An 8,275-nucleotide genomic window follows, 5' to 3' on the forward strand; every position below is an offset into this window, starting at 1 on the left:
TGGAGCTGACAAATACCAGCCGCCGTACCGAAGTTTGCACACATGCACGCAGCAAAGCTGAAGTCAGGGCGAGGTTGTCGTCGAAACGCTGGTCATCCTGGCGCACGCGGGCATTGACCTGATGGGCTTTGGCGGCCAAATGCACTACGGCCTGGGCTCCATCCAGCGCCCGCGCCCAGACATCGGTGCTGCTGTCCACCAGGGCATTCTGGCGTGAGATTGCTCGCACCGCCCATCCTCGGGCGCCCAGATGCCGCACCAGTGCCTGACCGATAAAGCCGCTGGCGCCCGTGATAGCAACCACAGGCTGGTTCATGGTGTGCCCCGCCACCCCAGGCACAAGGCCCATGCCAGAGCCAGTGCATCGCTGGTTTTGCGCCGCAGGGAGCGTGCCTGGCACGCCAGCGCCCAACGGTCACGCCAACCGTAACGTTGCAAACGCACGATCAGCGGATCATCCCCGGCGCCGCAGCTTTGGGCAATGGCCAGCGCTTGTTGGCGGTGCCAGCCGTTGAAGAGCATGTGCAGGCGCATGGTTTTTGCACGCCAACCAGCACGCGCGCCCAGCACATTGGAGCCATGTTGCCGATAGTGCATGCGGGGCATGGGGTCTATCCACCAGCCGCCACCGTGGTGGCGCACCCAGGCATAAATCCACCAGTCATGAAAAGCAATCGGGTGCAGTGCCTCACGGTGCGCCACCACCCAGTCCGACAAGTGCATGGCCACATCGCCGCGCAACACATAGGTACACCCCGGCCCGGCCGATTCAAACCAGTGGTCTGCTGCTTGCAGCGGTTGGCTTTTTGTCAGCAGCGTTTTACGACCATCAGGCCACCATGCCCACACGCTGGCCGACACCCCGGCCACGCCCCGTGTTTGTAGCGCTACCCAGGCATGGCGTAGCTTGTCTGGCAGCCACACGTCATCCTGATCGGCCAGCGCTACGGCGTCGGGAGGCGCTCCCAAGTTACCCAGCATGGCCAGCAAGGCAAAAAAGTTGGCCGCCGCTGAACCAGAGGGCGCACTGGCGGGCAATAAGGTGATGCGTGCATCCTGGGCTGCACGCCCTTCCAGCAGAGATCGGGTGGTGTCTGTCGAGCCATCGTCGCGCACCACCAGCCGTATGGTCACGCCTTGCTGCGCAAGAATGCTGTCGATTTGCGCGTTGATCCAGCGCGCGCCATTGCAGGTGGCCAGCAACACCACTATCCGGGGGGTATTTTGTGAAGGCATAGGCTGTGTCAAACCCGCCTACGCTGCTGGAGCTTCACCAGCAAAAGGCGGCGCATAAATTTCAGCCGGATATACAGATGCAGACCTTGGTAGGCCAGCGTCGACAAACTGCCCTCACGCCGCAATTGGTTGAGGTTGTCCCGTTCCGCACGGTGCATGGCATTCATGTGCGAACTGAGGCCCGCCTCGCCGTAACGGGACTTGTAAATACACGCCAAGGGTAGTTCAATGCGCTGCATGGGGGCACCGCGCAGGGCCAATTGCATCAACAGCAGGTGGTCTTCCATATAGCGCTGGCCAGCAACAAAGCGCAGAGGCACATCCTTTCTGACCATGATGGAGGGGGTGATGAAGGGGTTTTTCAGCAACACTTGCCACGCGACCACCTTGCGCCGAGGGAGTGCCGCGCTGGCAACCTCAGGCAGCAGCGGAAAATCTGCCTCCGATTGGGCTGACTGGACGAAGCCATGCCCTGTGAGCGCCAGGCTTGGCTCGGAGGCCATCAGCGCGTATTGCACTGCCAATTTGTCAGGGTGCCATGCGTCGTCCGCATCCAAAAAAGCGACGTATTGACCGGCAGCTACATCCCAGCCCGCATTGCGGGCCGAGGCTGCGCCTTGGTTGAGCGCCAGCGTAACCCGCCGTAGCCACCCTGGGGGGGAGGCTGCTTCAAGGCGCTGTAGCACCAGGGCTGTGTTGTCGGTGCTGGCATCATCGACCACGATCACCTCTTGTGGGCGCTGTCTTTGCGTGGCGACGGAGGCCACCGCACGCTCAATGGTGTGCGCGCAGTCAAAGCAGGGGATCACTACCGAAACGGGCAGGTCAGTTGATATGCCGTTCATGCGCTGCGCAGCCCTTGCCAGACAGCACGCACCCGGTGCCAGTGCCCCAGGAGCATCCGCTTGAGCAACAGTGTGCTGGCCAGGCTGGTGATGGCCAGCGGTGGGCAAGGAGCGTGTAACCGCAAAAATCGCACGGCAGAGCGCATGAAATACGCATCCAATTGCGCACTGCCTTGCCCCAAACTGGCCGACAACCGGTGCCACACCCGCGACTGCGGTGCCACCGCCAGCGTCCAGCCTCGGGCGCGCAGGCGAAAGCCCAAATCGGTGTCTTCCCAGTACATGAAAAACCGCTGCTCGTCGAACAAACCCACCTGTCGCAGTGCATCAGCGCGCAAAAGCATGGAAGCCCCTGAGATAAACGCAGGCTCGCCCGGCCCGCGCAAGGGCCGCGCACGCCCCAACCAACGTTGCACCTGTCCACCGCCCCACACCTGTACCCGCGTGGGTACGTCCATGTCATAAATCACCGACCCCACCGCGCCTGCCGTCTGGTGCTGCGCCATGGCCTGGGCCATGGCCGAAAGCGTATCGGCTTCCACCAAGGTGTCGTTGTTGAGTAGCCAGATGTAATCTGCGCCCTGAGTCAGGGCGTGCCGGATGCCTGCATTGCAGCCACCGCCAAAGCCCAGATTGGCCCCGGTTTGCAGGATGGTCAAAGCCGGATGCGCCCGCAGGATTTGTGCCACCGAATCGTCGCCAGAGTGGTTGTCCACTACCAGAATGTCTGGCTGTGGTTGTGCCATTGCCTTTAAGGAGGCGAGGCAGCGCAGGGTGTCGGCAGCACCATTCCAGTTGAGGACGATGACGGTGATACGAGGCGGTTTCAAGGCGGGCAGAGTCGCGAAGTAAAAGAAGCTTGTGCTGCGCAATCAGGGGGGACAGATTGTGCATGGCGCACTGGGGTGGATGGGCAGAGACATCAGTCTCCGGCAGTTCCAGGTCAGAAGTGCGTAATCTGACAGGTGGCGCAGGGCACAGGCACAGGCTGCACCGACCAGACCCCAATGTGCGGTCAACCACCCCAAGAGTGCCAGATAGGGCAGTGTCTCCAGCGCGTGCAAGCGGGCAATGGTTTTGGTGTGGCCCAGCGCCAGCAGGCCGGTGTAGGGGATTTGTGCCAGTGCATTGAATGCAAAAGCCAGCAGTAACACCTGGGCGACGCCAGCGGTGTGCGCCGCAAAGTCAGCGCCCATCCACCACACCAAGAAATGCGGTAGCACCCACCAACCTACCAAAGCGCACAAAGTCACCAGCGCGCCCGTTGCCAAGGAAGAGCGCCGCAACCAGCCGCGCCACAGCGGCGCGGTACCCGACGTTGGCGTAGCTTGGCTGGCAGCGCGCACCAATTCAGGCAGCAGCACGCTGCACACGGAGGCAATCAACACCGGAAACCGGGACACCACATCAAACGGTACCGTGTAAAAGCTGACCACACCAGCGCCGAGCAAAGCCCCAATCACGAAACGATCGGCGTAGACCATTACAGAACTCAGCACGCTGCTCAACGTCATCCAACTGCCAAATGAGAGCAAGCGTGGCAACAATACCCACTGGCGTGCGCGGTACAAACGGGCGGCAATCTGCCACCAGCGCACACCTTGGTAGTGCGCCAGTATCGCCAGCAGCGCTGCCAATTGCAGGCAGCGCACCCACACAATACTTTGCGAGGCCCTGACCAAATCTGGCTCCCACCACGCTGCCACACACGGCCCGCCTACCAGCATGATCCCTGCTGGGATCCGCACCATGTTCAGTGCCTTGAAGGCTCCAATGCCTTCCAGATGGCCGCGCAGTGCTGAGGCCATTAAGAGCAGCGGCAAACTGGGCATCATCCACAGCAGCGCTGTGCGCACCTCTGCCTCCAGTGCGCGTGAGGACAGTTTCAAAGGCAAGTCCGCCGATAGCACCACCGCGCCAATGCAGGCGGAGCCTGCCAGGCCCAGCGCCAACAAGGCCAGCACCGCCGTGGCAGTAAAAGGCAAAGCAATACCTTGGCCCGTGGAGGCCTCGCCGGGCCGGTGTGCTGCTGCTACGGCCACGGTCACGGCGCGTCCCAAACCTAGATCAAGGAAACTGACATAACCCACCACCACCCAGATGAGCGACAGCACCCCCAGGCGCTCGGTGCCCAGGGTGTGCAGCAAGAACGGCGCTGCTGCCATGGCTGCCAGCATGGGCAGAATATCTCCCAACAAAGCCCACAGTGCCGACGAGCGCAGTAGGCGCGCGCGCGTCACGCGTTTCCCGGGCCATAGCCCGGCACCAGTTGGCGCAGCAGTGACCTCATGGCCTGTATTTGTTGGCCTTGCGCAGCGCTGTGCAGTGCGCGCAACAGGGGAGCCAATGCCTCCCAGGTCGGGTGTTCTTCGCGCGCACGCAAGATGCGCGGGTGCGCAGTGGGCAGGGGGTTGTCGCCAATGAGCAGCTCTTCGTAGAGTTTTTCGCCGGGGCGCAGGCCGGTGAAAGTGATGGCGATGTCGCCATCCGGGTGCTGGGCATCGCGTACCGTCAGACCCGACAGCGCCACCATGCGCTGGGCCAGCTCAAGGATTTGGATGGGCGCACCCATGTCCAGCACGAACACATCACCCCCCTCGGCCATGGCGCCCGCTTGCAGCACCAGTTGCGCTGCTTCGGGGATGGTCATGAAGTAGCGCGTCACTTCCGGGTGGGTGACGGTGACAGGGCCACCGGCGGCAATCTGGCGCCGAAACAGCGGGATCACGCTGCCGCTGGAGCCCAGCACATTGCCAAAACGCACCATGGAAAACCGTGTGGGGCACTGCCACGGGACTTGGGGGTGGGGCTGATCGTTGGCGGTAGACGTGTCAAACGGGGCGTGGGGTGCCGCTGTGATGGCTTGCAAAACCATTTCGGCTATGCGCTTGGTCGTGCCCATCACGTTCGTGGGGCGCACCGCCTTGTCGGTAGAAATCAGCACGAAATGCGCCACCTGGTGTTCCAGGGCTGCGCGCACCAGATTCAAGGTGCCAAAGACGTTGTTGCAGATGCCTTCGCCCATGTTGGCCTCGACCATGGGCACATGTTTGTAGGCAGCGGCGTGGTAGATGGCGTGCGGACGGTAGCTGTGGCACAACTCGGCCATGCGCTGCGGGTTGGTGATGTTGGCCAGCAGCGGCACCAGGGTGCAGGTGCTGGCGTTGTGCGGACTGTTGTGCGTTTGCAGCTCCTGGTGGATGCTGTAGAGCGCGTATTCGCTGTGCTCGACCAGCAGCAAGAGGGCGGGCGCTTCGTTCAGGATTTGACGGCACAGTTCGCTGCCTATGCTGCCGCCAGCGCCAGTCACCATCACGGTTTTACCGGCCAGATTGCGTTGCAGCAGCGCAGGGTCGGGGGGGACGGGTTCGCGGCCCAGCAGGTCTTCGATGTCCAGGTCCTGAAAATCTGCCACCGTGACGCGCCCGCTGGCCAGGTCGCTCAGACCGGGCAATGTGCGCACGCGCACGGGTACATCGTGCAGGCTGGCAATGATCTGGCGCCTGCGCTGGCGGCTGGCGCTGGGCAGGGCCAGCAGTACATCGGTGGTGCCCAGGCGCTGTACCAGCGCAGGCAGGGCACTGGGGGCATACACCGGCGCACCATTGATGCTGCGGCCCACTTTGTCGGCATCGTCGTCGATAAAGCCTTGCAGCAGGTAGTGCCGGGTGCCCTGGATACCCGCTGCCGTTTGGGCGCCGGCGTGACCAGCGCCGTAAATCAGCAAGCGGTGGCGGGTTTGCTGCGGCCGCCCAGCCAGCAGCAGCCAGCCCAGTGCGCGGCTGCTGCCCACCATGAGCAGCAAAATCAGTGGCTGCAAAATGCCCACGCTGCGCGGCACACCTTCCCACTGGGCCACCAGCAAAATGGCCAGCAGCAGCACGCCATACAGTGCCACGGCCTGGCCGGTGGTGATCAGGGCGGTGATGCCGGTGTAGCGAAAGATGGCGCGGTACAGCCCAAAGCGCACAAAAATAGGGAACGCCAGCACTGGTGCCATGGCGTATACCGGCCATTGCAGGCCCTCAGGCCAGTGCAGCATCTCCAGGCGGAGGCTGAAGGCCAGCCACATGGCCAGCACGCCCATGCAGGCGTCCAGTACCACCACAAACAGGCGCTTGGCGGCCCGAGGCCATTGCAAAAGGTGGTTCATCAGCGGGCGCGCAGTCGTGGCTGTGCAGTGGGTGCTGTCATAAGGCAATGCCGGTGCGCTCCAGAACATCGCCCACCAGCTCCAGCCGCACCAGTGGGTTGTCCAGCTCCATCAGTTGTTGTTTGAGTGCCAGCGGCACGGGCAGCAGCTCGCACCAGCGGTTGGCTACCCAGCCGCAGTCTTGCAGTTGGGCGCTGGTGGGGGTGATGGCCCTGGCGTCATCGGGGTGGCGTTGGCGCAAGGTGGTCAATACCTGGGCCAGCGCGGTGGCGGTCTTGCGCAGGTCTTCGGGGATGGGCACGGGCAGGTCGTCGGCCAACTGCTCTACGTCAGCCACCCACAGCCCGTGCGCCAGCAAACTGCTGCGCACGATGCGAAAGCGCTGGCTGCCCCGGCCCAGCAACGTGAGCAGGCCGGGCTGCGGACTGCTCAGTTGCTCGATGCTGGCCAGCGTGCCCACGCCATGGAACTGCTCCTGGGGTGCACCTGCGCGGCGCACCTCGTCACCGCTGTGCAGGCAGACCACCCCGAACGGTGCTCCCGCCTGTTGGCATTTGCGCACCATGTCCAGGTAGCGCACTTCAAAAACCCGCAGCGCCAGAATGCCGCCTGGAAACAGCACGGCTTGCAGTGGAAACAGCGGCAAAGAGGTCAGTGTGAGGCGTTGCGTCATGGTGGCTAGGCGTGATGTGGCTATCATCCCACGGCGCAATGCACTTGAGGAGCCGCCTTGGTCGCCAAGAGCAGGCTCCGTTTTGAAACCGCCCCCTTCAGGGCAACTCCCGTTGATCTGGTGGCAGGCCCTCTCTGCCCCATTCGTCCAAGCCAACCAACATGCTTTACCAAATTGTTTCTTTTGTGCTGGATGTGGTCGCTGGCCTGCTGTGCGGCGCTTGCCTGTTGCGCATTTACATGCAGTGGCAGCGCATCCCGTTTGGCAATCCCGTGGGCCAGTTCGTATTTGCACTGAGCGACTGGATGGTACTGCCGCTGCGCCGTGTGCTGCCTGCGGTCGGGCGCTGGGATGGTGCCAGCCTGCTGGCGGCGGCGCTGGTGGAGCTGGCGCAGTATGTGCTGCTGTGGCTGGTGCTGGGCGCGGGGGCTGGCTGGCAGTGGCTGCCGGGGTTGGCGCTGTTTGGCCTGGTGCGCGTGGCCATCACCGGGATGATCGGGTTGTTGATCGTGTATGCCGTGATGTCCTGGGTGCAGGCGCAGTCGCCCATGTCGGATGTCATCGCCCGCCTGTGTGCGCCCCTGCTGCGCCCGGTGCGTCGCGTGCTGCCCTTGATGGGCGGCCTGGACTTGTCGCCGCTGGTGCTGCTGGTGCTGTTGCAAGTGGCGCTGATGGTGCTGGGGTATTTGCAGGCAGCAGTGCTGCACTGATTCAAGGCTAAAACGGCCTCCAGCCCTTGCGCAGTCAGCGCAAGCAGCTATCAATAAAAGAGCATTAAAAAACCGCCAGCGTGGGCGGTTTTTTTGGGGGGCGGGGCAGCGCGGGTGCGTCAGGCCACGGCGTCAGCGGGCAGGCGTTGCAGCATGGCCAGGCTGTTGGCGATGGTGCTGCGCAGTTCGCGGCGGTCGCAGATCAGATCGACGGCGCCTTTTTGCATCAGGAACTCGGCGCGCTGGAAGCCCTCGGGCAGGGTCACGCGCACGGTTGACTCGATGACGCGCGGGCCAGCAAAACCGATCAGCGCCTTGGGCTCGGCAATCACGATGTCGCCGACAAACGCAAAGCCCGCACTCACGCCGCCCATGGTCGGGTCGGTCAGTACGCTGATATAGGGCAGGCCCTTTTTGGCCAGGCGGGTGAGGGCGGCATTGGTTTTGGCCATTTGCATCAGGCTGAGCAGGCCTTCTTGCATGCGCGCGCCGCCGGTGGCGGTAAAGCAGATGAAGGGCACTTTTTGCTCAATGGCGGTTTCGACGCCGCGCACAAAGCGCTCGCCCACCACGCTGCCCATGCTGCCACCCATGAAGTCGAACTCGAAGCAGGCGACCACCACGTTGATGCTCTTGACGGCACCGCCAAATACCACCA

General features: G+C 63.1%; 9 protein-coding genes. 1 reads left to right on the top strand and 8 read right to left on the bottom strand.

Features of this window, described 5'->3' with window-relative positions; genetic code table 11:
- From PHX69_RS13675 to PHX69_RS13705, 7 genes are all read right to left on the bottom strand, one after another.
- The coding region (locus tag PHX69_RS13675; protein WP_288044392.1) for an NAD-dependent epimerase/dehydratase family protein at positions 1-316 on the bottom strand (316 nt) is incomplete at its 3' end.
- Complete coding sequence (locus PHX69_RS13680) at positions 313-1,236, bottom strand: glycosyltransferase (protein WP_288044393.1); 924 nt, start codon at positions 1,234-1,236, stop codon at positions 313-315. The genes PHX69_RS13680 and PHX69_RS13675, both read right to left, overlap by 4 nt.
- 8 nt (positions 1,237-1,244) lie before the next feature.
- Entirely contained in the window at positions 1,245-2,081 is an 837-nt protein-coding gene (locus tag PHX69_RS13685) for a glycosyltransferase family 2 protein (RefSeq protein WP_288044398.1), read from the bottom strand.
- Complete coding sequence (locus PHX69_RS13690; RefSeq protein ID WP_288044394.1) at positions 2,078-2,911, bottom strand: glycosyltransferase family 2 protein; 834 nt, start codon at positions 2,909-2,911, stop codon at positions 2,078-2,080. The genes PHX69_RS13685 and PHX69_RS13690 overlap by 4 nt, the downstream gene beginning before the upstream one ends.
- Before the next feature lie 42 nt (positions 2,912-2,953).
- Positions 2,954-4,321, bottom strand: a complete 1,368-nt coding sequence (locus PHX69_RS13695) for an oligosaccharide flippase family protein (protein WP_288044395.1) — start codon at positions 4,319-4,321, stop codon at positions 2,954-2,956.
- Positions 4,318-6,234: a polysaccharide biosynthesis protein gene (locus PHX69_RS13700; RefSeq protein WP_502958535.1), complete on the bottom strand. Its 1,917-nt coding sequence runs from the start codon at positions 6,232-6,234 to the stop codon at positions 4,318-4,320. Before PHX69_RS13700 ends, PHX69_RS13695 begins: the two co-directional genes overlap by 4 nt.
- Before the next feature lie 37 nt (positions 6,235-6,271).
- On the bottom strand, positions 6,272-6,907 hold the full coding sequence (locus tag PHX69_RS13705) for an LON peptidase substrate-binding domain-containing protein (protein ID WP_288044396.1): 636 nt from the start codon (positions 6,905-6,907) through the stop codon (positions 6,272-6,274).
- A gap of 161 nt (positions 6,908-7,068) precedes the next feature.
- Between PHX69_RS13705 and PHX69_RS13710 the strand changes: the two genes are divergently transcribed.
- The gene (locus PHX69_RS13710; protein ID WP_119014277.1) at positions 7,069-7,617 is read left to right on the top strand and encodes a YggT family protein; all 549 of its coding nucleotides are present in this window, start codon (positions 7,069-7,071) and stop codon (positions 7,615-7,617) included.
- Positions 7,618-7,736: 119 nt separating this feature from the next.
- Here PHX69_RS13710 and PHX69_RS13715 read toward each other — a convergent pair.
- On the bottom strand, positions 7,737-8,275 hold a 539-nt coding region (locus PHX69_RS13715), incomplete at its 5' end, for an acetyl-CoA carboxylase carboxyltransferase subunit beta (RefSeq protein ID WP_288044397.1).

The organism is Simplicispira sp. (assembly GCF_028687295.1).
In the GTDB taxonomy this organism is placed as follows: domain Bacteria; phylum Pseudomonadota; class Gammaproteobacteria; order Burkholderiales; family Burkholderiaceae_C; genus Simplicispira; species Simplicispira metamorpha.

Excerpts from the sequence above, each read along its gene's own strand:
- PHX69_RS13680 (WP_288044393.1), bottom strand. The coding sequence starts at position 1,236 with ATGCCTTCACAAAATACCCCCCGGATAGTGGTGTTGCTGGCCACCTGC.
- PHX69_RS13685 (WP_288044398.1), bottom strand. The coding sequence starts at position 2,081 with ATGAACGGCATATCAACTGACCTGCCCGTTTCGGTAGTGATCCCCTGC.
- PHX69_RS13700 (WP_502958535.1), bottom strand. The coding sequence starts at position 6,234 with ATGAACCACCTTTTGCAATGGCCTCGGGCCGCCAAGCGCCTGTTTGTG.
- PHX69_RS13705 (WP_288044396.1), bottom strand. The coding sequence starts at position 6,907 with ATGACGCAACGCCTCACACTGACCTCTTTGCCGCTGTTTCCACTGCAA.
- PHX69_RS13710 (WP_119014277.1), top strand. The coding sequence starts at position 7,069 with ATGCTTTACCAAATTGTTTCTTTTGTGCTGGATGTGGTCGCTGGCCTG.